This is a genomic window from Pseudomonas sp. IT-P258 (genome assembly GCF_949767825.1).
Classification (GTDB): Bacteria; Pseudomonadota; Gammaproteobacteria; order Pseudomonadales; family Pseudomonadaceae; genus Aquipseudomonas; species Aquipseudomonas monachiensis.
In genome coordinates this window covers 246,040-266,862 of sequence record NZ_CATKPU010000087.1, presented here as the reverse complement: position 1 = coordinate 266,862, position 20,823 = coordinate 246,040, and the positions used below count along the sequence as shown (strand labels likewise).

Annotated in this window: 20 protein-coding genes, 4 tRNA genes and 1 pseudogene; 5 read left to right on the top strand and 20 right to left on the bottom strand. The window is 59.5% G+C overall.

The features are described from left to right. Positions 1–40: 40 nt before the first annotated feature. The 7 genes from ACM6G4_RS25680 to rluD all read right to left on the bottom strand — a co-directional run bounded on the left by ACM6G4_RS25680 (position 41) and on the right by rluD (position 5,135). Positions 41–117: transfer RNA gene (locus ACM6G4_RS25680), tRNA-Pro, on the bottom strand. Positions 118–211: 94 nt separating this feature from the next. Continuing rightward, a tRNA-Lys gene (locus tag ACM6G4_RS25675) sits at positions 212–287 on the bottom strand. A 5-nt stretch (positions 288–292) separates the two neighbouring features. Beyond that, a tRNA-Pro gene (locus tag ACM6G4_RS25670) sits at positions 293–369 on the bottom strand. A gap of 9 nt (positions 370–378) precedes the next feature. Further along, positions 379–454: transfer RNA gene (locus ACM6G4_RS25665), tRNA-Asn, on the bottom strand. A 301-nt stretch (positions 455–755) separates the two neighbouring features. Beyond that, positions 756–3,320, bottom strand: coding sequence for an ATP-dependent chaperone ClpB (gene clpB / locus ACM6G4_RS25660; RefSeq protein ID WP_223541988.1), 2,565 nt, complete (start codon positions 3,318–3,320; stop codon positions 756–758). A gap of 130 nt (positions 3,321–3,450) precedes the next feature. After that, complete coding sequence (pgeF, locus tag ACM6G4_RS25655; RefSeq protein WP_414914868.1) at positions 3,451–4,176, bottom strand: peptidoglycan editing factor PgeF; 726 nt, start codon at positions 4,174–4,176, stop codon at positions 3,451–3,453. Then, positions 4,173–5,135 carry a 23S rRNA pseudouridine(1911/1915/1917) synthase RluD gene (gene rluD / locus ACM6G4_RS25650; RefSeq protein WP_008052092.1) on the bottom strand — a complete coding sequence of 321 codons (963 nt, stop codon included), beginning with the start codon at positions 5,133–5,135 and terminating at the stop codon, positions 4,173–4,175. The genes pgeF and rluD overlap by 4 nt, the downstream gene beginning before the upstream one ends. A 151-nt stretch (positions 5,136–5,286) precedes the next feature. On the opposite strand from rluD, the gene ACM6G4_RS25645 reads away from it, so the two are divergent. The 4 genes and pseudogenes from ACM6G4_RS25645 (at position 5,287) to ACM6G4_RS25630 (ending at position 8,352) form a co-directional block, all read left to right on the top strand. Then, a complete protein-coding gene (locus ACM6G4_RS25645; protein WP_056728675.1) occupies positions 5,287–6,309 on the top strand; it encodes an outer membrane protein assembly factor BamD in 1,023 nt (340 codons plus the stop codon). 126 nt (positions 6,310–6,435) lie between these two features. Then, the gene (locus ACM6G4_RS25640) at positions 6,436–6,669 is read left to right on the top strand and encodes a PP0621 family protein (RefSeq protein WP_056728677.1); all 234 of its coding nucleotides are present in this window, start codon (positions 6,436–6,438) and stop codon (positions 6,667–6,669) included. Positions 6,670–6,715: 46 nt separating this feature from the next. Continuing rightward, positions 6,716–7,018: pseudogene (locus tag ACM6G4_RS25635) on the top strand (hypothetical protein); the annotation flags it as partial. Then, on the top strand, positions 7,015–8,352 hold the full coding sequence (locus ACM6G4_RS25630) for a sigma-54-dependent transcriptional regulator (protein WP_056728679.1): 1,338 nt from the start codon (positions 7,015–7,017) through the stop codon (positions 8,350–8,352). The pseudogene ACM6G4_RS25635 and the gene ACM6G4_RS25630, both read left to right, overlap by 4 nt. An 81-nt stretch (positions 8,353–8,433) precedes the next feature. Here ACM6G4_RS25630 and thiO read toward each other — a convergent pair whose 3' ends face one another. Genes thiO through ACM6G4_RS25595 form a run of 7 tightly spaced genes read right to left on the bottom strand, consistent with a single transcriptional unit; the run spans position 8,434 to position 12,516 of the window. After that, the gene (gene thiO / locus ACM6G4_RS25625) at positions 8,434–9,534 is read right to left on the bottom strand and encodes a glycine oxidase ThiO (RefSeq protein WP_056728681.1); all 1,101 of its coding nucleotides are present in this window, start codon (positions 9,532–9,534) and stop codon (positions 8,434–8,436) included. Between the two features lie 55 nt (positions 9,535–9,589). Further along, positions 9,590–9,991 (bottom strand): type IV pilin protein, encoded by a 402-nt coding sequence (locus ACM6G4_RS25620; RefSeq protein ID WP_414914867.1) that lies wholly within the window; start codon positions 9,989–9,991, stop codon positions 9,590–9,592. A gap of 14 nt (positions 9,992–10,005) precedes the next feature. Then, positions 10,006–10,416, bottom strand: coding sequence for a hypothetical protein (locus ACM6G4_RS25615; RefSeq protein ID WP_414914866.1), 411 nt, complete (start codon positions 10,414–10,416; stop codon positions 10,006–10,008). Further along, positions 10,403–10,882 carry a PilX N-terminal domain-containing pilus assembly protein gene (locus ACM6G4_RS25610; protein ID WP_056728687.1) on the bottom strand — a complete coding sequence of 160 codons (480 nt, stop codon included), beginning with the start codon at positions 10,880–10,882 and terminating at the stop codon, positions 10,403–10,405. Before ACM6G4_RS25610 ends, ACM6G4_RS25615 begins: the two co-directional genes overlap by 14 nt. A gap of 10 nt (positions 10,883–10,892) precedes the next feature. Beyond that, positions 10,893–11,600, bottom strand: a complete 708-nt coding sequence (locus ACM6G4_RS25605; protein WP_056728689.1) for a PilW family protein — start codon at positions 11,598–11,600, stop codon at positions 10,893–10,895. Next, positions 11,597–12,046 (bottom strand): type IV pilus modification protein PilV, encoded by a 450-nt coding sequence (pilV, locus tag ACM6G4_RS25600; protein ID WP_056728691.1) that lies wholly within the window; start codon positions 12,044–12,046, stop codon positions 11,597–11,599. Before pilV ends, ACM6G4_RS25605 begins: the two co-directional genes overlap by 4 nt. Continuing rightward, on the bottom strand, positions 12,043–12,516 hold the full coding sequence (locus ACM6G4_RS25595) for a GspH/FimT family protein (RefSeq protein ID WP_056728693.1): 474 nt from the start codon (positions 12,514–12,516) through the stop codon (positions 12,043–12,045). The genes pilV and ACM6G4_RS25595 overlap by 4 nt, the downstream gene beginning before the upstream one ends. Before the next feature lie 130 nt (positions 12,517–12,646). On the opposite strand from ACM6G4_RS25595, the gene ACM6G4_RS25590 reads away from it, so the two are divergent. Continuing rightward, positions 12,647–13,186, top strand: a complete 540-nt coding sequence (locus ACM6G4_RS25590; protein WP_056728695.1) for a GspH/FimT family protein — start codon at positions 12,647–12,649, stop codon at positions 13,184–13,186. On the opposite strand, the gene ispH is transcribed toward ACM6G4_RS25590, so the two are convergent. The 6 genes from ispH to murJ all read right to left on the bottom strand — a co-directional run bounded on the left by ispH (position 13,155) and on the right by murJ (position 20,605). Then, positions 13,155–14,102 (bottom strand): 4-hydroxy-3-methylbut-2-enyl diphosphate reductase, encoded by a 948-nt coding sequence (gene ispH / locus ACM6G4_RS25585; protein WP_056728697.1) that lies wholly within the window; start codon positions 14,100–14,102, stop codon positions 13,155–13,157. The genes ACM6G4_RS25590 and ispH overlap by 32 nt on opposite strands. Before the next feature lie 101 nt (positions 14,103–14,203). Continuing rightward, positions 14,204–14,641, bottom strand: coding sequence for an FKBP-type peptidyl-prolyl cis-trans isomerase (fkpB, locus tag ACM6G4_RS25580; protein ID WP_172435403.1), 438 nt, complete (start codon positions 14,639–14,641; stop codon positions 14,204–14,206). A 7-nt stretch (positions 14,642–14,648) separates the two neighbouring features. Beyond that, the gene (gene lspA, locus ACM6G4_RS25575) at positions 14,649–15,161 is read right to left on the bottom strand and encodes a signal peptidase II (RefSeq protein WP_056728699.1); all 513 of its coding nucleotides are present in this window, start codon (positions 15,159–15,161) and stop codon (positions 14,649–14,651) included. Next, positions 15,154–17,985: an isoleucine--tRNA ligase gene (gene ileS / locus ACM6G4_RS25570; RefSeq protein ID WP_414914865.1), complete on the bottom strand. Its 2,832-nt coding sequence runs from the start codon at positions 17,983–17,985 to the stop codon at positions 15,154–15,156. Before ileS ends, lspA begins: the two co-directional genes overlap by 8 nt. Before the next feature lie 13 nt (positions 17,986–17,998). Continuing rightward, the gene (gene ribF, locus ACM6G4_RS25565; RefSeq protein ID WP_056728703.1) at positions 17,999–18,937 is read right to left on the bottom strand and encodes a bifunctional riboflavin kinase/FAD synthetase; all 939 of its coding nucleotides are present in this window, start codon (positions 18,935–18,937) and stop codon (positions 17,999–18,001) included. A 129-nt stretch (positions 18,938–19,066) separates the two neighbouring features. After that, complete coding sequence (murJ, locus tag ACM6G4_RS25560) at positions 19,067–20,605, bottom strand: murein biosynthesis integral membrane protein MurJ (protein ID WP_414914864.1); 1,539 nt, start codon at positions 20,603–20,605, stop codon at positions 19,067–19,069. Between the last annotated feature and the right edge of the window lie 218 nt (positions 20,606–20,823).

Below are 20,823 nucleotides of genomic sequence, written 5' to 3'. Positions count from 1 at the left end.
AAAAAAATCCCCGTATCTTTCGATACGAGGATTTTTAATATGGTCGGGGTAAGGGGATTCGAACTCCTGACATCCTGCTCCCAAAGCAGGCGCGCTACCGGACTGCGCTATACCCCGGTAAAAAAAAGGCACCCTTGAAGGCGCCTTCCTCGATCAGCGCTTTTGGCCTCTGATCTTAAGATTCGATTCCAGCGCTAACTGGTTTCAAAAATGGTGGGTCGTGTGGGATTCGAACCTACGACCAATTGGTTAAAAGCCAACTGCTCTACCAACTGAGCTAACGACCCAAAAATGGTCGGGGTAAGGGGATTCGAACTCCTGACATCCTGCTCCCAAAGCAGGCGCGCTACCGGACTGCGCTATACCCCGGTTTGAAATTGGCTCCGTGACCAGGACTCGAACCTGGGACCCAATGATTAACAGTCATTTGCTCTACCGACTGAGCTATCACGGAACTACACATTTCAATTTACAACTTTGAAGCTTTTACTGCGTTCTCTTCGACCCGTTCGCATCGCTGCGTTCGTGTGTCTGAGGCGCGCTATTCTACAATCTTCAGCACCTCTGTCAACCCCCTAAATTGCTTTCAAGTTAATGATTTGCAACTTATTTTGGATTCCTGCTTGGGGAGCGGAAACCCTGGCGGGTGACTTACTGCGGGGCGCACTTTACAAGCCTTTTCCTTTGAGTTCAACAGCCTAACGAAAAAAAGGCCTCGTTATGCGAGGCCTTTTCGATTTTGCTGCCGTTATGGATCAGACGAAGACGATTTCGTCGTTCTCCACCACACCGTGAGCGGTATCGCCCGGCATGAATCGACCGGACAGTATCAACTGCGCCAGCGGGTTCTCGATCCAGCGCTGGATGGCGCGCTTGAGCGGCCGTGCGCCGTACACCGGGTCGTAGCCGACCGCGATCAGCTTGTCCATGGCTTCCGGGCTGAGCTCAAGCTTCAGCTCGCGCTCGGTCAGGCGGCTGCGCAGGCGACCCAGCTGGATCTCGGTAATGCCGGCGATCTGATCCCGCGCCAACGGCTCGAAGATCACCACTTCGTCGACCCGGTTGATGAACTCCGGCCGGAAGTGGCTGGAAATCGCATCCATCACCGCCGCGCGCTGCGCCTCACGGTCACCGACCAGCTCCTGGATCTGTACCGACCCCAGGTTGGAGGTCATGACAATCACGGTGTTCTTGAAATCCACCGTGCGGCCATGGCTGTCGGTCAGACGACCATCCTCGAGCACTTGCAACAAGATGTTGAACACATCCGGGTGCGCCTTCTCGACTTCGTCCATGAGGATCACCGAATACGGTTTGCGACGTACGGCCTCGGTCAGGTAACCGCCCTCTTCGTAGCCCACGTAGCCTGGTGGCGCACCGATCAAGCGAGCCACGGAATGTTTCTCCATGAACTCGGACATGTCGATCCGCACCATCGCCTCTTCGGTGTCAAAGAGGAATTCGGCCAATGCCTTGCACAGCTCGGTTTTACCGACACCGGTCGGGCCGAGGAACATGAACGAGCCGCTTGGGCGATTAGGGTCGGACAACCCGGCACGGGAACGCCGTACCGCGTTGGAAACCGCCACCACCGCTTCGTCCTGACCGATCACACGCTGGTGCAACAGGCTTTCCATCTTCATAAGCTTGTCGCGCTCGCCTTCGAGCATCTTCGACACCGGAATACCGGTCCACTTCGACACGACTTCGGCGATCTCTTCTTCAGTCACCTTGCTGCGCAGCAACTGGTTTTCGGGTTTGCCATGCTGGTCGACCATTTGCAGGCTACGCTCCAGATCCGGGATCACCCCGTACTGCAACTCGGCCATGCGGTTCAGGTCGCCTTTGCGGCGAGCGGTTTCCAATTCCTGACGGGACTGCTCGATTTTCTGCTGGATCTGCGCAGAACCCTGGACTTCGGCTTTTTCCGAGTTCCAGATTTCTTCGAGATCCGAGTACTCACGCTCATGACGAGCGATTTCTTCCTGCAGTTTCTCCAGACGCTTCTTCGCCGCGTCGTCGCTTTCTTTCTTCAGCGCCTGGGACTCCACCTTCAGCTGAATCAGGCGACGCTCCAGACGGTCCAGCACTTCCGGCTTGGAGTCGATCTCCATGCGGATGCGACTGGCGGCCTCATCGATCAGGTCGATGGCCTTGTCCGGCAACTGCCGGTCAGTGATGTAGCGATGGCTGAGCTTGGCTGCGGCAATGATCGCGCCGTCGGTAATCGCCACCTTGTGGTGCACCTCATAACGCTCCTTGAGGCCACGCAGGATAGCGATGGTGTCTTCCTCACTCGGCTCGTCCACCAGTACTTTCTGGAAACGTCGCTCGAGAGCGGCGTCCTTCTCTATATATTGGCGGTACTCGTTGAGCGTGGTCGCACCGACACAGTGCAGCTCACCGCGGGCCAGGGCCGGCTTAAGCATGTTGCCCGCATCCATCGAGCCTTCGCCCTTACCGGCGCCGACCATGGTGTGCAGTTCGTCGATGAACAGGATGATCTGCCCTTCCTGCTTCGACAGTTCATTGAGCAGGGATTTCAGGCGTTCTTCGAACTCACCGCGATACTTGGCACCGGCGATCAGCGCCCCCATGTCCAGGGACAACAGGCGCTTGCCCTTCAAACCATCCGGCACTTCGCCGTTGATGATGCGCTGGGCCAGGCCTTCGGCGATCGCGGTTTTACCCACGCCAGGCTCACCGATCAGCACCGGGTTGTTCTTGGTGCGACGTTGCAGCACCTGGATGGTCCGACGAATTTCATCGTCACGGCCGATCACCGGATCAAGCTTGCCGTCTTCGGCTCGCTTGGTCAGGTCGACGGTGTATTTGTCCAGGGCCTGTCGCGCTTCTTCGTGGTTCGGGTCGTTGACGGCCTCGCCACCACGCAGGTTGTTGATCGCGTTCTCCAGGGCTTTCTTGCTCACGCCCTGACCGAGCAACAGCTTGCCGAGCTTGCTGTTCTCGTCCATGGCGGCGAGCAGCACCAGCTCACTGGAGATGAACTGGTCGCCCTTCTGCTGGGCCAGGCGGTCGGCCTGGTTGAGCAGGCGCGCCAGATCCTGCGACATGTTCACGTCGCCGGTCGGGTTCTGGATTTTTGGGAGCTGGTCGAGCTCTTTGGTCAGCTCTTTACGCAGGCTGTTGACGTCAAAGCCCACCTGCATCAACAGAGGCTTGATCGAGCCGCCCTGCTGTTCGAGCAAGGCCTGCATCAAGTGCGCCGGCTCGATGGCCGGATGATCAAGGCCGACAGCCAGGGATTGGGCATCGGACAACGCTAACTGCAATTTGCTGGTTAAACGGTCTATACGCATGGGTCACCTTCCTTTTGAGCAGGCCGGACCTATAAAACATCCTGAATGAAGAAACCTGCCAGATACCGTTATAGATGCGGTCGATTCTGGGAGTTTCAAGCATCAAGACATTGATGCAGATCAGAGAAGCTTAGCGGGCGAGCCAGATCAGGGAGGCAAAGCGACCGGTGCGAGGGGCACAGCGGTAGGAAAAGAAACGTGGGTCGGTCACGGTGCAGAAACCTCCACCGTAGACAGCGGTGACGCCACGAGCGGCCAGGCGCAGACGCGCCAGCCTATAGATGTCGGCCATGAACTTGCCGGGGTTTTGACTCGGCACGAAGGCTTCAGCCGCTTGCGGCAACTGCTGCACGAAGGTTTCGCGCACTTCCGGGCCGACTTCAAAGGCTTGCGGGCCGATGGCCGGGCCGAGCCAGACCAATACTTCGGCCGGTGGCACCGCCAGACTGTCGAGGGTGGCTTCCAGCACGCCCGCCGCCAACCCGCGCCAACCGGCATGGGCTGCAGCAACGCGGGTGCCGGCACGGTCGCAAAACAGCGCAGGCAGGCAATCGGCGGTCATCGCAGCGCAGGCGACGCCCGGCGTTGATGTCCAGCTGGCATCAGCCGTATCCACCCGGTCAGGATCGGCATGGGCCACGACGATGCCGTGAACCTGCTGCAACCAGGCCGGTTGAATGGAGAAATGATCGGTAAGACGACGACGATTCTCGGCAACAGCTACAGGGCTGTCGTCGACGTGATCGCCGAGGTTGAGGCTGTCGAACGGCGCCAGACTGACGCCGCCCGCACGGGTGGTGACGCAGGCTTTGACTCCGGCCGGCGCGGGCCAGTCAGGAATCAGCCAGTCACTCATCCGATGAACGCCTCGCGGTCTTGCTTGAGCAGGGTCAGCAACCAGACGAAATCCTCCGGCAACGGCGATTCCCAGCTCATGCGCTGACCGGTGGTCGGATGATCCAGTTCCAGGAAACGCGCATGCAGCGCCTGACGCGGGAAATTTTTCAGCGACTCGACCATGGTCGGGTTGGCGGCCGGCGGGATACGGAAACGACCGCCGTAGGCAGGATCTCCGACCAACGGGTAGTTGATGTGCGCCATGTGCACGCGAATCTGGTGCGTACGACCGGTTTCCAGCTTCACCCGCACGTGAGTGTGGGAGCGGAAGCGCTCGAGCACGCGGTAATGGCTGACGGCTTGCTTGCCACCTTCCATCACGGCCATGCGCTGGCGTTGCTGGCCGTGGCGACCGATCGGCGCATTGATCTTGCCACCGGCTGTCACCACCCCGATCACGATGCACTCGTAGATCCGGCTGACGCTGCGGCTCTGCAACTGTGTAACCAGCTGCGTCTGCGCTTGAATGGTCTTGGCCACCACCATCAGACCGGTGGTGTCCTTGTCCAGGCGATGCACGATACCGGCGCGGGGCACATTGATGATGTCCGGCACGTGGTGCAGCAAGGCGTTGAGCAAGGTGCCGTCGGCATGACCGGCAGCCGGGTGCACCACCAGGCCCGCAGGCTTGTTGATCACCAGGATGTCGTCGTCTTCATAGACGATATCCAGGGCTATGTCTTGAGCGACCCATTCGCCCTGAGCTTCCTGCTCGGCAGTCAGCTCAAGGATGGCGCCGCCGTGGACGATGTCTCGCGGGCGGATAACCGCCCCATCCACAGTCAGGCGGCCGTCTTTGATCCAGGCGGAAAGGCGCGAGCGCGAGTGCTCAGCGAATAATTGTGCGGCGACTTGATCGAGGCGTTGGCCGCCCAATTCGGACGGCACCTCTGCGCGAAGTTCAATTTTATCGGACATGCTCAGACTAGGCGTCGGCACAGCCTTTGGTTTCGGCTGCGCGCTTGTGGTTAAATACGGCGTCTTTTGCCCCGAGGCTATTCAACGGGGCGCTCATCATAACAGGACGGCCACGCCCAAGACAGCGGCCGTCATAGGGACGCAAGCCGCCATGCAAGTGAAACACCTGCTGCTGATCGCCATCCTCGCATTGACCGCTGCTTGCTCATCGAAGGAAGTCGTAGACGAAAACCTCAGTGAAGTCGAGCTGTACCAACAGGCTCAAGCCGACCTGGACAATAGCAGCTACACCAGCGCCATCGCCAAGCTGAAGGCTCTGGAATCGCGTTATCCGTTCGGTCGCTATGCCGATCAGGCGCAACTCGAACTCATCTACGCCAACTACAAGAACACCGAGCCAGAAGCGGCCAAGTCCGCTGCTGAACGCTTCATTCGCCTGCACCCACAGCATCCGAACGTCGATTATGCCTACTACCTCAAGGGCCTGACTTCTTTCGACCAGGACGTCGGCCTGCTGGCGCGTTTCCTGCCGCTGGACATGACCAAGCGTGACCCGGGCGCCGCCCGCGACTCCTATAACGAGTTCGCCCAGCTGACCAGCCGCTTCCCGAACAGCCGCTACGCGCCAGACGCCAAGCAGCGCATGATCTATCTGCGCAACCTGTTGGCAGCCTATGAAATTCACGTGGCCGACTACTACCTGACCCGTCAGGCTTATGTCGCCGCCGCGAACCGCGGTCGTTACGTGGTGGAAAACTTCCAGGAAACCCCTTCGGTCGGCGACGGCCTGGCGGTGATGACCGAGGCCTACCAGCGCATGCACCTGGACGAACTGGCTGCCACCAGCCTGGAAACCCTGAAGCTCAACTACCCGAACCACCCGACACTGGTAGATGGTCAGTTCGTACCGACCGTGGCCGAAGCCGACAACCGTTCGTGGCTGAGCAAGGCGACCCTGGGCCTGATCGAATCCCGTCCGCCGCTGCCGCCGGGTGAAACCCGCGCCAACCAGGACGTACAGAAGCAATTCCAGGAAGCCAAGGACGCCATCCCGAGCGAGCTCAAGCCTAAAGATGCCGAAGGCGATGTGATCGAAGAAGAAAATCACGAAGCGCAAGGCAACAACGACGACCGTTCGTGGTTCAGCTACATGACCCTCGGTGTGTTCGACTGACACCCCAGGTTGTGCAAAAAGGGAGACTTTCGAGTCTCCCTTTTTTATTTCAAGCACTTTATTACACTGTGCGCCTGCCAAGTCCTTGGCTAAACTGCCGCTTCATCAATCAAAAAGCAGCTCACCATGCTTCGTTTATTGTTCTGGATTGCCCTGATTGCCGCTGCAGTATGGTTCTGGCGCAAGTTCAAGGGGCAGGCCTCCACCCCCAAGCCCCCTGCCGAGCGGGAAGCGGCGCCCATGGTCCGTTGTGCCCATTGCGGCGTTCACCTGCCCCGTGACCGCGCGCTGAGCCTCGACCAGCAATGGTATTGCAGCCAGGCTCATCTCGAGCAAGGCAAGGGCTCCAGTGGTCACTGACACTTGAGCAGAAATGGCAACCGTTCAAGGACTATCGCGCGTACCCAAGGAACTGAAAGGTGTTGATCGACGTCTGACGCAGATTATTCAAGACCTCTCTGTGCGAATGAACCGGGTAATCGAAAACGTCCTGCACCTACAGCGCCGCGTGCAAATCCCTCCGCTACGGCTCGACCTGAAATCACTGGAAATACTCGAAAATGAAGCCCCAGCCCGCCATACCAAGGGCCTGGGGTTTAATCTGTCCGGCCAGCCGGGCGAAAGCATTTTGTCCCGCCTAGACTTCAAGGTACGCCAGGAAAGCGGCTGCTTTTGCAGGACCTATGCACACGGACGAACCCCACATTGAACACCAGACCACGACAAAAAGTCCTGATCGTCGATGACGAACCGGACATTCGAGAACTCCTGGAAATCACCTTGGGCAGGATGAATCTGGAGACGTTCAACGCCCGCAACGTTGGCGAAGCGCAATCCCTGCTCAAACGCGAAACCTTCGATCTATGCCTGACCGACATGCAATTGCCGGACGGCACCGGCCTGGAGTTGGTGCAACACATCCAGCAACGCCACCCCCAGGTCCAGGTGGCGATGATCACCGCCTATGACAGCCTCGAAAACGCGATCAATGTGCTCAAGGCCGGGGCCTTCGACTTCCTGACCAAACCGGTGGACCTTGCGCGCCTGCGTGAACTGGTCACCAACGCCCTGCTGGTTCCTGCCCACGGGGTCGGCATCGAACGACGCTTGCTGGGCGATTCATTGCCCATGCGCAACCTGCGCAAGCACATCACCAAACTGGCCAGCAGCCATGCGACGGTCTACATCAGCGGAGAGTCCGGCAGCGGCAAGGAGTTGGTCGCGCGCCTGATCCACGATCAAAGCCCCCGCGCCCATCAGCCGTTCATTGCGATCAACTGCGCGGCGATTCCCTCGGAGCTGTTGGAGAGCGAGTTTTTCGGCCATCGCAAAGGCAGTTTCAGCGGTGCCATCGAAGACAAACCCGGCCTGTTCCAGACAGCCCACAGTGGCACCCTGCTCCTTGACGAAGTGGCCGACCTGCCGCTGGCCATGCAAGTCAAACTGCTGCGCGCAATTCAGGAGAAATCCGTACGCAGCGTCGGCGGGCAGCAGGAAGTGGCTGTGGATGTGCGCATTCTCTGCGCCACGCACAAAGACCTTGGTGCCGAAGTCGCCGCCGGACGTTTTCGTCATGATCTTTACTACCGCTTGAACGTAATCGAACTCCGGGTGCCGCCCTTGCGTGAACGTCGCGACGATATCGAAATGCTAGCTAGCCACATTCTCAAGCGTCTGGCTGCCGATACCGCTCAACCTGCGGCGAGACTCCACCCCCAGGCCCTCGATGCACTGAAAAGCTATCGCTTCCCGGGCAATGTGCGGGAACTGGAAAACATGCTCGAACGGGCACACACCTTGTGTGAGAACAAACAGATTGAAGCCGGTGACCTGCGCTTGGCTGAAGGCAACTGTGGGGCTGAAGTTGGCGTGCCAGACCTGACCCGGATCGACAACCTGGAAGCCTACCTGGAAAACGTCGAACGCCAACTGCTGCTCCAGGCCCTGGAGGAAACCCGCTGGAACCGCACGGCGGCGGCCCAGCGGTTGAACCTGTCATTCAGGTCGATGCGCTACAGGCTCAAGAAGTTGGGATTGGATTGAGGCTTTAAAAAGATCGCAGCCTTCGGCAGCTCCTACATGAGAGCGTGCCTACTGTAGGAGCTGCCGCAGGCTGCGATCTTGTCAAAGTCTTCCGGCAGGCGCATAAGGCGCCGGATCGATAATCGGTGCCCGGCCCAGCATCACATCGGCAAACAGCTGGCATGACGCCGGCGCCAGCACCAGCCCGTTACGGTAGTGCCCGCAGTTGAGCCAGAGCCCGTCAAACCCCGGCACCGGGCCGATGTAAGGAATGCCCTCGGGTGATCCCGGACGCAATCCGGCCCAATGCCCCACCACTTCGGCATTGGCCAGTGCCGGGATCAATTCCACCGCGGACGCCTTCAGGCTTTCCAGTGCCGACCCGGTCGGCGTCTTGTCATAGCCCTCATGCTCCAACGTACTGCCGATCAGTATGTGCCCGTCGCGCCGGGGAATCGCATAACGGCCCTTGGCCAGGACCATGCTCGGCAGGAAATCCGCCGCACACTTGTAGAGAATCATCTGCCCTTTCACCGGCTCGACCGGCAGCGTCAGATCAAGCAGCTTGAGCAAATCACCGCTCCAGGCCCCCGCCGTCAGGACAACTTGATCGCCCGGGACAGTACCTGTGGAGGTCTGCACGCCGACCACTTTGTTGCCGTCACGAACAAACCCGCTGACTTCGCACTGCTCATGGATCGTCACGTTCGGCAGTGCCAGCAATGCGGCCTTGAGTGACTTCACCAGACGCGGGTTGCGCACGTTGGCGACGTCGGCCATGTAGATCGCCCGGGCAAAACCACTGCCCAGCACCGGCACGGCGTCGTGTGCGGCCGATATATCCACCGCGCTGAGCGGGCGATTTTCCCGGGCGGCCCATGCCAGGGCTTCAGCCTCGTCATCCAGATCCAGCCAGTACAGACCGGTGGTGTGCACTTCAGGATCAACCCCAGTGGCGGCAAACAAGCGCTCGCCCAGCTGTGGATAAAAGTCCTGGGACCAGTGAGCCAATGCGGTGACCGCCGGGCTGTAGCGCCACGGGTAAAGCGGCGAAACGATGCCGCCACCGGCCCAGGACGATTCCTGGCCGACGCTCGAGCGATCCAGCAGCACAACGCTTTGCACTTCGGAGGCGAGATTGAACGCCGTCAGCAAACCAATCACCCCGCCGCCGACAATCACCACTTGCTGTTGCCTGGTCATGTTCTGATCCAATCGTTAAATAGACAGAGGGTACAAAAGGCACCCGAAAAAAAACTCAGCGCCCCCAGCAGTCTTTGCTGGTCAGGCCGGATTCCGCGTTGACCATACCGAGCACACCGGTGTTGGTGATGGTCAGATCACCGCACTTGTCAGTGGCCATGCTCGAATCAGCCTTGCGCACCGCCGTCAGCAGAAAGGTCTGGTCGGTCAGGGTCGGTGTGATGCTGTAGTAATCATTGCCGACACTGAGGCCCGTCGCATCGGTGTAGGCATTTTTCTGCGAGTAGAAGCGCTCCAGGAGTTGCGCCTGCTCCGAGAGCAGACCGGCTGCTTCTGCGCGACGGCCCTTGTTCATGTATTCGGTGAGACTCGGGGCAGCAATGGTCATGACAATACCGATGATCGCAATTACGATCATGATTTCGATCAGGGTAAAACCGCGGTTGGAACTACGCATGCATCAACTCTCACTCACTGTATTTGTCGCCACATGATGCGACGGCTGCCGCCGGATTTTTCCATCCCCGCAGTACCGTCGCCAGTGGAATCGTTCACGACCCCGCCGTTGTCGCTGGCGTCCCGGGTCGAATGTTCTCCGATAAAGATCACGCCATCGGATAGTGTGTCGCTGTTGTCGACCACTCCATCGGCGTTGCTGTCGAGCATCTTAACGCTGATCGCAGCGGGCAGCTTCAGGCAGACGGCCTTCAACCCCTGATTGCTGTGATAAAAACCGTACCAGTTGCCATTGGCCAGACAGGTTGGCCGGTTCAGCGCTGGCGAATCCACTGATGTGGCAGCGTGCGCCGACATCGACAGGTCAAGCGCGACGACAACAAATAGTTGCGACCATAACCTGGCAGGTCGCTCAGTACTTCGCATAGATGCTCTCCACCACACTGCGCGAGTGCCCCGCGATGCCGACTGCCGTTACCCGATACAAGGTTGCCGGGGTATTGATTGGCACATTCACCGCATTTTGGCTGATACCGATGTTTTGCACGCCATAAAAACCCTTGTCCGATGCAATCCAGGTCACGCCGGAAGAGGCGTTGAAACCGGCAGCGGTAATTGTCGAAGACTCGGACGGTGGTGCACATTGCACGATGCCGCTGCAAACAGGCAGCGCATAACTGTCCCGCTGCACCGTACCCTCGCCGACCCGCAATGCGGCTTCGGCACTCTGGAACGACTGGTTGCGCAAGGCGACGCTAGCGGCCATTTTTTCCTGCAGGGTGGCGCTCTGCATCGATGAAAGACCAATCAACGTCAGCAAGAGCAAGAACACCAGGCTGACCAACAGGGCCATGCCGCGTTGGGCGAAATACGTCTTGGGAGCACGATTCATTGGCACTCCCTCATGGCAAGCGGTTGCGCAGGGCGGCAACCACGTTGAAGGTTTGATCGGCCACCCGGTGGTTCGGATCGAAGAGAGTCAGGCTCAGGCGAACACTACGAATCAGCGCGGGGTCCGGCGGGTTGCTGCTGTAACGCGAAGCTGCCAGATCAGTGGCCGTGCTGGCCAGGCCGAAGCTCACGTCAAAAGCGCTGACGTTATCCACCAGCACCTGTGGTGCTGCAGCCCCGCTCTTCATCAGCAGTTGGTCGTTGCTGTAGCTATAAGTCAGCCGCCGGATCGGAAATGCCAGCTGCCCTGCCACTGGCTTCCGACCTTCACTGTAGGCCGTCGAATGGGTTCGACAATCGGAAAGTACGGTCCAGTCCGGCTTGTCACCATTAACGCCGACATCCGCCGTAACCAGCGTCAACTTACGGCCGCCGCTGTCCCAACGGATCGGTGCTAGCTGACTGGCATGGAAATCACCTTTCTGACTTGAATCGGTGATCGTTTCCAGACAACCGAACATCCCGACCATGCGGACTTCCTGAATCATTTTGCTCAACACAAAACGTGCGTCCTCCTGCATGTTCGCGGCCGCGTTCTGGCTGAGATAAGTGTTCTTGGCTGCGATGAAAACCTGCACCACGCCCAGCACCACGATCAGGCTCAATGCCAGGGCGATCAGCAACTCGACCAGGCTAAAACCCCTGCTGCGCCGACTCACGGGATCACCGTCGGATCAATGTCCGCGCGACTGCTCAGGACGAAATTGCGCCGCGAGTCGGCAGCCTTCGCAGCCCGCGAGTCGTCCCAGGTAATCGTGATGGTGTACACCTTCTGGCTGACAGTGACACTGCCCGTCGCGGAGGCCCCGAGTGAACTGACGATGTTGGTGTTGAAGTCAAACAGGTCCTGATCCCGGGTAACGTCGGGGTTGCCCGAAGTCGGCGGCGCAATGGTGTAATCCGCTGCGGCATTGGCGCGAATGCGGTCCATCAGGTCGTAGGCGATAAAACTGGCCTGACTGGTCATGCGCGCGCTGTCCGTGTACTTCAGCGCATTGAGCTGAAACGCCGCCGCCCCCAGCAAGCCCACTCCCAGAATGACTAACGCCACCAGGACTTCGACCAGCGTCATACCCTCCTGCGCTCTTTGCCTCCCGGCCCTCATCCGCAACTTCCACCCATTAGAATTCGTCCGTTCAAACACACCGTCAGCGTCCTGCTTTGTGTGCCCCGCCCATAGCTGATCACCACCTCTGAGGACGGTGATGACAATCCGCCCATACTGTTGAAATCGATGGCAGTGATGCCAGAGGTTAGCGCCAGAGTTGCGCCGCCGCTCATCGCCGGAACAACCCGCAATACATTGGCCAAAGCGCCAGTACCGTCGTAAATCGTCAGCTCCCCGCTCCAGACATCCCCGCCGGCCGTCGGGCGCACCCGTGTGGTATTGCCCCGATCGATGGCTTCTAACCGGGCAAAATTCAAGGCTCGTCGCAGGTCAGCGATTTCAGTATCAGCCCTGGTTGTTTGCGTCGAGCGGGTAAACGCCGGCACAGCCAGAGTCAGCAGAATCAGAAGGATCGCGATCGCGACCAGCAACTCGATCAGCGTGAAACCTTTTGTAGGATGATCCATCGGGGCCTTCTGTTTCCTTCGGCTATACCTGCTCTTGCGCGGCACCACATTCGAGCGATGCGGTGCGTTTGCGTTGCCATTTCTCGCGCAGGGATTGCGCGAGCCACAGCACGCCACGGAGGGAGATGTCATGCGGCAACAAGGCTTCAGCCTGATCGAACTGCTCATGGGACTGGCAATTACAGGAATTGTTCTGCATTTGGTCAGTCCGGCGTTCGCAACGCTGATCGAATCGAACCAAAGACAGCAAGCGGCACAGGCTCTGTCCAGCGGTATTCGTACCGCCCGGAGCGAAGCCATCACCCGCAACCAGGCCGTGGTGATTCACGGCATCAATGGCGACTGGGGCCAAGGCTGGCGGATCATTCTGGATATCAGCGGCAAAGGGGAAATGGACAGCGACAATCCACTACTGACCGAACGCCAGAGCGGCCCACGCGTGTCGATTGTGGGGAACAGTACGGTCGAAAGCTCCATACGGTTCAGAGGTCAGGGCGAGTCACTGTTAGGAGGGACTTTACACATTTGCGCCGTTCGCGAACCGGTGAGCCAACATCAAGTGGTGCTGGCTCGGACCGGTCGCGTCAGCCTGCGCAGCGACAAGGCTGAGCATCCGTTATGCGAAAAAAGGAGAACATTCAGGTCAACGAGCGAACGCGCAGTTCTTTAGGCATCGAGAACGTGATGTTTTCCTCGCGACCGGCCAGTTCATCGGCACCGGTTGCACCCCAGGCCTGCAACTGCTGGATCACGCCGCGCACCAGGACTTCCGGGGCGGATGCACCGGCGGTGATACCGATACGCTCAACGCCGTCGAACCAGCTCTTTTGCAGGTCTTCGGCACCGTCGATCAGGTAGGCAGGAGTGGACATGCGTTCTGCCAATTCGCGCAAGCGATTGGAGTTGGAGCTGTTCGGGCTGCCGACCACCAGCACCACGTCGCACTCGTCCGCCAGTTGCTTGACCGCATCCTGACGGTTTTGCGTGGCGTAGCAAATGTCGTCCTTGCGCGGTCCACCGATGGCCGGAAAGCGTGAACGCAGGGCGTCGATAACACGACTGGTATCGTCCATCGACAGCGTGGTCTGGGTCACGAAGGCGAGCTTTTCAGGGTTGTTCACCTGCAACGCCGCGACATCCTTCTCGTCTTCGACCAGGTAGATCGCGCCGCCATTGCCGCCATCGTACTGGCCCATGGTGCCTTCGACTTCCGGGTGACCGGCGTGGCCGATCAGAATGCACTCTCGGCCGTCACGGCTGTAGCGCGCCACTTCGATGTGGACTTTGGTCACCAGCGGGCACGTGGCGTCGAACACTTTCAGCCCACGACCAGCCGCTTCGCTGCGCACGGCCTGGGAAACGCCGTGGGCACTGAAGATCACGATGACGTCGTCCGGCACCTGATCCAGTTCTTCAACGAAGATCGCTCCACGGGAGCGCAGGTCCTCGACGACAAATTTGTTGTGGACCACTTCGTGGCGCACATAGATCGGCGGCCCGAAGACTTCCAGGGCGCGGTTGACGATTTCGATCGCACGGTCCACACCGGCGCAGAAGCCACGGGGGTTGGCGAGTTTGATTTGCATGCTGTGCCTCGTGTCTTGCGCGCAAGAAATAGCGAAAACTGTAGAAACTAACTGTGGGAGCGAGCAAGCCCGCTCCCACATTTTTGACCGTGTCCGGTCAGTTACAGCGCTTTGACGGAAATGATTTCCACGTCAAAGGTCAAGGTCTTGCCCGCCAGCGGGTGGTTGAAGTCGATGGTCACTTGCGCGTCATCGAACTCTTTGACCACGCCCGGCAATTCAGTATTGGCCGCATCGTTGAAGATCACCAGCAAACCAGGCGACAGTTCCATGTCCTGGAACTGGGAGCGCGGGATGATCTGCACGTTTTGCGGGTTCGGCTGGCCGAAAGCGTTTTCCGGCTCGATGCTCAGCGTACGCTTGTCACCGGCCTTGAAACCGAACAGCGCCGCTTCGAAACCTGGCAACAGGTTGCCATCACCGACCTTGAAGGTCGCCGGGGCCTTGTCGAAAGTGCTGTCCACCGTGTCGCCGTTCTCCAGGCGCAATGCGAAATGCAAGGTGACTTCCGTGTTCTGGCCGATGCGTTGTTCAGCCAATACCTGTTCAGTCATGAACGGTTTCTCCGGTCTTTTTACTTTTGAACATATCCAGTGCCAGCATGACAGCACCAACAGTAATGGCACTGTCGGCAAAGTTGAACGCCGGGAAGTGCCAGCGGTTCTGCCAATGCACCAGAATGAAATCGATCACATGGCCCAGGGCAATGCGGTCATACAGATTGCCCAGCGCGCCACCGAGCACCAGTGCCAGCGCAACCGCCAGCCAGGTCTCGTTGCGGCCCAGACGCTTGAGCCACACCACCAGCACCGCACTGACCACGATAGCGATCAACGCGAACAGCCAGCGCTGCCAGCCGGAGCTGTCAGCCAGGAAGCTGAACGCCGCGCCAGTGTTGTAGGCCAGGGTCCAGCTGAACAAATCGGGAATCACCACGATTTGCTGATACATCTCGAGCTTGCCTTCAAAGTAGAACTTGCTGGCCTGGTCGATGACCAGGACCAGCAGACTCAACCAAAGCCAGCTCAGCCGTCCGAAACGGCCAACGGCATTAGGCATAATGACGGACCTCGCCAGCGCCGCTGATGTTGTCGACGCAACGGCCGCAGATTTCCGGGTGCTCCGGGTTCACGCCGACGTCTTCACGGCAGTGCCAGCAACGAGCGCACTTGGCGTGGCTCGACTTGACGATCTTCAGCTTCAGGCCGCTGACTTCGGTGACCACGGCATCGGCCGGTGCTTGCACCAGCGGTGCAACAGCAGCGGTCGAAGTGATCAGTACGAAGCGCAGTTCGTTGCTCAGTTTGGCCAGGTCGGCGATCAGTGCGTCTTCGGCGAACAGCGTCACTTCGGCCTGCAGGTTGCCACCGACGGCCTTGGCGGCACGCTGGATTTCCATTTCCTTGTTGACCGCAACCTTCACGGCCATGATCCGGTCCCAATACGCGCGACCCAGTTCGAAGCCTTCCGGCAATTCGGTCAGGCCTTCGTACCAGGTGTTGAGCATCACCGACTCGTTACGCTCACCCGGCAGGTATTGCCACAGCTCGTCAGCGGTGAAGGCCAGGATCGGTGCAATCCAGCGAACCAGCGCTTCGCAGATGTGAAACAGCGCGGTTTGCGCCGAACGGCGGGCCTTGCTGTTCGCGCCAGTGGTGTACTGACGGTCCTTGATGATGTCGAGGTAGAAGCCGCCCAGTTCCTGCACGCAGAAGTTGTGGATCTTCGAGTACACGTTCCAGAAGCGGTATTCGCCGTAGTGCTCTTGCAGCTCGCGCTGCAGCAGCAGGGTACGGTCCACGGCCCAACGGTCCAGAGCCAGCATTTCTTCGGCCGGCAGCAGGTCGGTGGCCGGGTTGAAGCCGGTCAGGTTCGAAAGCAGGAAGCGCGCGGTATTACGGATACGCCGGTAGGCGTCCGCACTGCGTTGCAGGATCTGCTCGGAAACCGCCATTTCGCCCGAGTAGTCGGTCGAAGCGACCCACAGACGCATAATGTCGGCGCCCAGGGTGTCGTTGACTTTCTGCGGAGCAATCACGTTGCCCAGGGACTTGGACATCTTGCGGCCGGACTCGTCGACGGTGAAGCCGTGGGTCAGCAGCTCGCGATACGGCGCGTGATTATCGATGGCGCAACCGGTCAGCAGCGACGAGTGGAACCAGCCACGGTGTTGGTCCGAACCTTCCAGGTACAGGTCGGCGCGCGGGCCGGTTTCGTGGCCCATCGGGTGCGAACCGCGCAGGACGTGCCAGTGCGTGGTGCCCGAGTCGAACCAGACGTCCAGGGTGTCGCTGATCTTGTCGTACTGCGGCGCTTCATCGCCCAGCAACTCGGCGGCGTCCAGCTTGAACCAGGCCTCGATGCCTTCGACTTCAACGCGCTTGGCCACGATTTCCATCAGCTCGACGGTACGTGGGTGCAGCTCGCCGCTTTCCTTGTTCAGGAAGAACGGGATCGGCACGCCCCAGTTGCGCTGGCGGGAAATGCACCAGTCCGGGCGGTTGGCGATCATCGAGTGCAGGCGCGCCTGACCCCAGGCCGGAACGAACTGTGTTTCTTCGATGGCTTTGAGCGAGCGCTGACGCAGGGTGTCGCCGGTGGTCGGCTGCTTGTCCATACCGATGAACCACTGCGCGGTGGCGCGGTAGATCAGTGGGGTCTTGTGGCGCCAGCAGTGCATGTAGCTGTGTTCGATAATAGTGGTGTGCAGCAGCGCACCGACTTCGGTCAGCTTGTCGACGATGGCCGGGTTGGCCTTCCAGATGAACTGGCCGCCGAAGAATTCCAGCGAGGTCGCGTACACGCCGTTGCTTTGGACCGGATTGAGGATGTCATCGTTGACCATGCCGTACTTCTTGCAGGTCACGAAGTCGTCCACACCGTAGGCCGGAGCGGAGTGAACCACACCGGTGCCGGCGCCCAGTTCAACGTAGTCGGCCAGGTAAACTGGCGACAGACGGTCGTAGAACGGGTGACGGAAGTTGATCAGCTCCAGCGCTTTACCGGTGGTGGTCGCAATGACCGAACCTTCCAGCGAGTAGCGCGCCAGGCACGACTCGACCAGCTCTTCAGCCAGTACCAGCAGCTTGTCGCCGACGTCGACCAGGGCGTAGTTGAATTCCGGGTGAACGTTCAACGCCTGGTTGGCCGGGATGGTCCACGGGGTGGTGGTCCAGATCACGATCGAGGCAGGCTTGGCCAGCGATGGCAGGCCGAAGGCGGCAGCCAGTTGGGCTTCATCGGCAATCGGGAACGCCACGTCGATGGTCGAGGACTTCTTGTTCTCGTACTCGACTTCCGCTTCGGCCAGGGCCGAACCGCAGTCGAAACACCAGTTCACAGGCTTCAGGCCCTTGAACACGAAACCACCCTTGACGATTTCGGCCAAGGCACGGATTTCACCGGCCTCGTTCTTGAAGTCCATGGTCTTGTACGGGTTGGCGAAGTCGCCCAGCACGCCGAGACGGATGAACTCGGACTTCTGCCCTTCGATCTGCTCGGTGGCGTAGGCCCGGCACAGTTCGCGGGTCTTGTCCGCGCCCAGGTTCTTGCCGTGGGTCACTTCGACCTTGTGCTCGATCGGCAGGCCGTGGCAGTCCCAGCCCGGAACATAAGGCGCGTCGAAGCCCGACAGGGTCTTCGAACGGATGATCATGTCCTTGAGAATCTTGTTCAGCGCATGACCGATGTGAATCGAGCCGTTGGCGTACGGAGGGCCGTCGTGCAATACGAACTTCGGACGATCCTTGCCAATCTCGCGCAACTTTCCGTACAGGCCAATACTGTCCCAGCGCTGCAGGATCTGCGGTTCGCGCTGTGGCAGGCCGGCCTTCATTGGGAAGGCGGTGTCCGGAAGGTTTAGCGTGGCTTTATAGTCGGTCATTTAAGGCTCTTCATTAGCGATGGGCGCTAGGTGCGGCTAGTGCACGGGCGGCGGCGACATCCGCGTTGATCGCCGTTTTCAACGCCTCCAGAGAGGCGAAACGCTGCTCTTCGCGCAGCTTGTGGTGGAAAACCACCGTTAAACGCCGGTCATACAGATCGCCGGCAAAATCTAAAAGATGCACTTCCAGGTGGGCTTTGCCATCACCTTGAACCGTGGGCCGCACGCCAATGTTGGCGACGCCGGGCCAGGTCTTGCCGTCGATCTCGACATCCACCAGGTAAACCCCGGTGAGCGGCACGCGACGGCGCTTGAGTTGAATATTGGCAGTGGGCGTACCCAACTGCCGGGCCAGCTTCTGGCCATGCAATACGCGACCGGCGATCCGGTACGGCCGCCCGAGCAGGCGTTCGGCCAGGGCGAAATCCGCGGCGGCCAGGGCATTTCGAACTTGCGTGCTGCTGACCCGGATGCCATCGAGTTCGACGGTTTGTGCCGCTTCGACGGTAAAACCCTGAAGGGTGCCTGCCTGTAGCAGGAAATCGAAATCTCCCGCGCGGTCACAGCCGAAACGGAAGTCGTCACCGACCTCCAGATGCTGCACGCCAAGGCCATCCACCAGAATGGTATCGACGAATTCACTGGCACTGAGCTTGCTCAGGCGCTGGTTGAAAGCCAGGCAAAGCACACGGTCGACGCCTTCGGCGGCCAACAATTGCAGCTTGTCCCGCAGGCGGGCCAGACGGGCCGGCGCGGTGTCCGGAGCGAAGAACTCCCGCGGCTGCGGCTCGAAAATCACCACGCAGCTGGGCACGCCCAACTCGAGCGCACGCTCACGCAGGCGCGCCAGGATAGCCTGGTGGCCACGGTGAACACCGTCAAAGTTGCCAATAGTGGCGACACAGCCCCGATGCTGGGGGCGCAGATTGTGGAGGCCTCGAACCAGCTGCATAACGCGCTTCTTGCTCATAAAGTGGTCGATTATAACCACACCCGGCGGCCGACGACAGGCAACACCGTAACCCAAAGTGATCAAGCCGACAAAACCGCCGGCTCGCCCGTGTTTATCGAGGCCAGAACCTCAGCCCAGCGCCTTGCGATTGAAGTCGCGCAAACGAAAGCCCATCAACACTAACATGCCGAAATAAGCCACCACACCGGCAACGACCAAGGCACCCAGGCGCAGGAAACGCTCAAGCATCTGCCCCTCGCCCCAGGCCGGCATGAAATGCATCCCGGCCAGCAATACGCCCGACATCACCGATACCGCGATCACCAGTTTCAAGCCGAACTTCGCCCAGCCCGGTTGTGGCTGGTACATCTGCTGCTTGCGCAGTTGATAGAACAGCAACCCCGCATTCAAGCAGGCACCAGCGCTGATAGCCAGAGCCAGGCCGGCGTGGGCCAGCGGTCCGATCAACATCAGGTTGAACAGCTGGGTGACCACCAGGGTGAAAATCGCGATTTTTACCGGCGTGCGGATGTTTTGTTGCGCATAAAAGCCCGGCGCCAGCACTTTGATCACGATAATCCCGAGCAAACCGACGGAATAGGCGATCAACGCGCGCTGGGTCATCTCCGCATCATGGGCATCGAACTGACCGTACTGGAACAGCGAAACCGTCAACGGCTCGGCCAGAATCCCCAGCGCCAGGGCGCAAGGCAATACCAGCACGAAGCATAGGCGCAGGCCCCAATCGAGGATGCGCGAGTATTCGTGACGATCCTTGCTGGCGTAGGTCTTGGCCAGGGTCGGCAACAGAATCGTCCCCAACGCCACGCCCAGCACGCCGGAAGGCAGTTCCATCAAGCGGTCGGCGTAGTACATCCAGGACACGGACCCGGCAACCAGGAACGAAGCGAAGATGGTGTTGATGATCAGCGAGATCTGACTCACCGAGACACCGAGGATGGCTGGCAGCATCTGCTTCATTACGCGCCAGACGCCGGTGTCGCGCAGGCTCAGGCGCGGCAGCACCAGCATGCCGATTTTTTTCAGGTGCGGCAGCTGGTAGAGCAACTGCGCCAGGCCACCTGCCAGAACCGCCCAGCCGAGCGCCATTACGGGCGGATCGAAGTACGGCGTGAGGAACAACGCAAAAATAATCATGCTGACGTTGAGCAGCGTCGGCACGAATGCCGGGACCGAAAAACGGTTCCAGGTGTTGAGGATCGCGCCCGCCAGCGACGACAGGGAAATCAGCAATATGTAGGGAAAGGTCACCCGCAACAGGCTGGAAGTGAGCTCGAATTTTTCCGGGGTATCGGTAAAACCCGGCGCAGTGACCCAGATGACCCACGGCGCGGCGATCATGCCCAACACCGTGACCAGCGCCAGTACCAGCGTCAGCAGGCCCGAGACATAGGCAATGAATGTGCGGGTCGCCTCTTCACCCTTCTGGCTTTTGTATTCCGCAAGAATCGGCACGAATGCCTGGGAAAACGCCCCTTCGGCAAAGATCCGCCGCAACAGATTGGGCAATTTGAAGGCGATAAAGAAGGCGTCGGTAGCCATTCCCGCGCCAAATGTTCGCGCAATGAGGGTGTCGCGAACAAACCCCAGAACCCGGGAAAGCATCGTGATAGAGCTGACGGCGGCCAACGATTTGAGCAGATTCATGGAAAGAGTTTGTGCCTGTCGATAAACAGCAGGCGAACTACGCGCCTACTTATGCGATACTCCGCGCCGCAACAGCACAGAGCCAAAGCTCGCGAGTTTACAGGTCGCACGCTGGAAAGAAATCTCCAAGCTTGCTTCACCTACCACTTAGCGGAACGTCTCAACCGCCCTTGACAAGACCTCAACTCATCGGCATGATTCGCGGCCTATTTTGTTTG

Excerpts from the sequence above, each read along its gene's own strand:
- pilV (WP_056728691.1), bottom strand. The coding sequence starts at position 12,046 with ATGAGGGCCGGGAGGCAAAGAGCGCAGGAGGGTATGACGCTGGTCGAA.
- ACM6G4_RS25640 (WP_056728677.1), top strand. The coding sequence starts at position 6,436 with ATGCTTCGTTTATTGTTCTGGATTGCCCTGATTGCCGCTGCAGTATGG.
- ACM6G4_RS25620 (WP_414914867.1), bottom strand. The coding sequence starts at position 9,991 with ATGCGTAGTTCCAACCGCGGTTTTACCCTGATCGAAATCATGATCGTA.
- ispH (WP_056728697.1), bottom strand. The coding sequence starts at position 14,102 with ATGCAAATCAAACTCGCCAACCCCCGTGGCTTCTGCGCCGGTGTGGAC.
- lspA (WP_056728699.1), bottom strand. The coding sequence starts at position 15,161 with ATGCCTAATGCCGTTGGCCGTTTCGGACGGCTGAGCTGGCTTTGGTTG.
- ACM6G4_RS25615 (WP_414914866.1), bottom strand. The coding sequence starts at position 10,416 with ATGCGAAGTACTGAGCGACCTGCCAGGTTATGGTCGCAACTATTTGTT.
- ACM6G4_RS25645 (WP_056728675.1), top strand. The coding sequence starts at position 5,287 with ATGCAAGTGAAACACCTGCTGCTGATCGCCATCCTCGCATTGACCGCT.
- ACM6G4_RS25590 (WP_056728695.1), top strand. The coding sequence starts at position 12,647 with ATGCGGCAACAAGGCTTCAGCCTGATCGAACTGCTCATGGGACTGGCA.
- ileS (WP_414914865.1), bottom strand. The coding sequence starts at position 17,985 with ATGACCGACTATAAAGCCACGCTAAACCTTCCGGACACCGCCTTCCCA.
- ACM6G4_RS25595 (WP_056728693.1), bottom strand. The coding sequence starts at position 12,516 with ATGGATCATCCTACAAAAGGTTTCACGCTGATCGAGTTGCTGGTCGCG.
- clpB (WP_223541988.1), bottom strand. The coding sequence starts at position 3,320 with ATGCGTATAGACCGTTTAACCAGCAAATTGCAGTTAGCGTTGTCCGAT.
- thiO (WP_056728681.1), bottom strand. The coding sequence starts at position 9,534 with ATGACCAGGCAACAGCAAGTGGTGATTGTCGGCGGCGGGGTGATTGGT.
- ACM6G4_RS25610 (WP_056728687.1), bottom strand. The coding sequence starts at position 10,882 with ATGAATCGTGCTCCCAAGACGTATTTCGCCCAACGCGGCATGGCCCTG.
- ribF (WP_056728703.1), bottom strand. The coding sequence starts at position 18,937 with ATGCAGCTGGTTCGAGGCCTCCACAATCTGCGCCCCCAGCATCGGGGC.
- rluD (WP_008052092.1), bottom strand. The coding sequence starts at position 5,135 with ATGTCCGATAAAATTGAACTTCGCGCAGAGGTGCCGTCCGAATTGGGC.
- pgeF (WP_414914868.1), bottom strand. The coding sequence starts at position 4,176 with ATGAGTGACTGGCTGATTCCTGACTGGCCCGCGCCGGCCGGAGTCAAA.
- murJ (WP_414914864.1), bottom strand. The coding sequence starts at position 20,605 with ATGAATCTGCTCAAATCGTTGGCCGCCGTCAGCTCTATCACGATGCTT.